This window comes from Bacillus sp. CIS52, assembly GCF_053545315.1.
Genome location: NZ_JBIUFR010000013.1, coordinates 1 through 1,426 on the forward strand (window position 1 = coordinate 1; position 1,426 = coordinate 1,426).

Annotated in this window: 5 tRNA genes and 1 rRNA gene; all 6 read right to left on the reverse strand. The window is 41.1% G+C overall.

The window, feature by feature from the left end:
• Positions 1 to 349 precede the first annotated feature (349 nt).
• Positions 350 to 426 (reverse strand) — tRNA-Pro (locus ACH32G_RS18805).
• A 15-nt stretch (positions 427 to 441) separates the two neighbouring features.
• Positions 442 to 518, reverse strand: a tRNA-Arg gene (locus ACH32G_RS18810).
• A gap of 9 nt (positions 519 to 527) precedes the next feature.
• Positions 528 to 602: transfer RNA gene (locus ACH32G_RS18815), tRNA-Gly, on the reverse strand.
• Between the two features lie 492 nt (positions 603 to 1,094).
• Positions 1,095 to 1,167 (reverse strand) — tRNA-Thr (locus tag ACH32G_RS18820).
• A gap of 2 nt (positions 1,168 to 1,169) precedes the next feature.
• A tRNA-Asn gene (locus ACH32G_RS18825) sits at positions 1,170 to 1,244 on the reverse strand.
• A 45-nt stretch (positions 1,245 to 1,289) separates the two neighbouring features.
• Positions 1,290 to 1,405 (reverse strand): 5S ribosomal RNA (gene rrf / locus ACH32G_RS18830).
• Positions 1,406 to 1,426 lie beyond the last annotated feature (21 nt).

The following is a 1,426-nucleotide window of genomic DNA, read 5'->3' on the forward strand; positions in this document are numbered from 1 at the left end:
TTAGGCACGCCGCCAGCGTTCGTCCTGAGCCAGGATCAAACTCTCCGATAAAGTAGTTTGACTGACTACGCACATCGCTGTGCGATTTATTTAAAACTTTGAATTAACAGGTACGTTTTGTCTTGTTTAGTTTTCAAAGATCATTACCGCTTGTGAAGCAGCTTTATTATCTTACCACTCAGCTTCTTTTATGTCAACAACTTTTTTTAAGTCGTTTTCGAAGCTTTTTGTTTTGTCTGCTGTTCATCAGCGACGTTTAATAATATACCATGTTATCTTTCTATAAATCAAGTGTTTTTTAAAATAAAGAGGAAAAATATAATCAGTACATTATCTTAAAGTTTGAGAATGGTCGGGAAGACAGGATTCGAACCTGCGACCCCATGGTCCCAAACCATGTGCTCTACCAAGCTGAGCTACTTCCCGATTTCAAGTGCATTATGGCGCGCCCGAGAGGAGTCGAACCCCTAACCTTTTGATCCGTAGTCAAACGCTCTATCCAATTGAGCTACGGGCGCAAAAATAAATGGAGCGGAAGACGGGATTCGAACCCGCGACCCCCACCTTGGCAAGGTGATGTTCTACCACTGAACTACTTCCGCAAGAAATAATGAACTGTTAAAATAAAAACAACAGCATCAGAAAAAAGGAAAACTCAGTTATGCTCCAACCGGTGTAGCTCTCTGCTTAATCTAAAGCAAAAGCATATCCGGAAATTCATACAGTGCATTATGACAAAAGTAATTATATCAGGGTTTTGATAAAAGTCAATACCGTTTAAAAATTTAATAATAATCTGTACTAACCTAAGGCTGCAAAAAAGAAAACTTCGTTCTCTGGATCAGAACTTGACCATTCAAGAAATTAAACTGCTTAGATCTATTATACATACAATTAAGTTAACCTAATTATGCTATTTATATCACGGAAGCCATATCTCTTTGAAAATATAACAGCAGACTTCCTAAGAAGGCTGCTGTTATATTTTCACCTTGATTTCTGCGGAGAGCAGTAACAGGGTCTTTGCTTATTTAAATACAAAAATAACAGTTCCATAACGCGTGGAAACTGCTTCAGATCAACGTATTTAGATAAGCTTCCAAGCGGGCTCGAACCGCTGACCTCTTCCTTACCATGGAAGTGCTCTACCTGCTGAGCTATGGAAGCAATGGCTCCGCAGGTAGGACTCGAACCTACGACCGATCGGTTAACAGCCGATAGCTCTACCACTGAGCTACTGCGGAATATTATAAGCTTCATAAACAAAAACATGGTAGATAAAACAAAAAGCTTGGCGGCGTCCTACTCTCACAGGGGGAAACCCCCGACTACCATCGGCGCTGAAGAGCTTAACTTCCGTGTTCGGCATGGGAACGGGTGTGACCTCTTCGCTATCGCCACCAAACCATTGAGAGTGTTCTCTCAA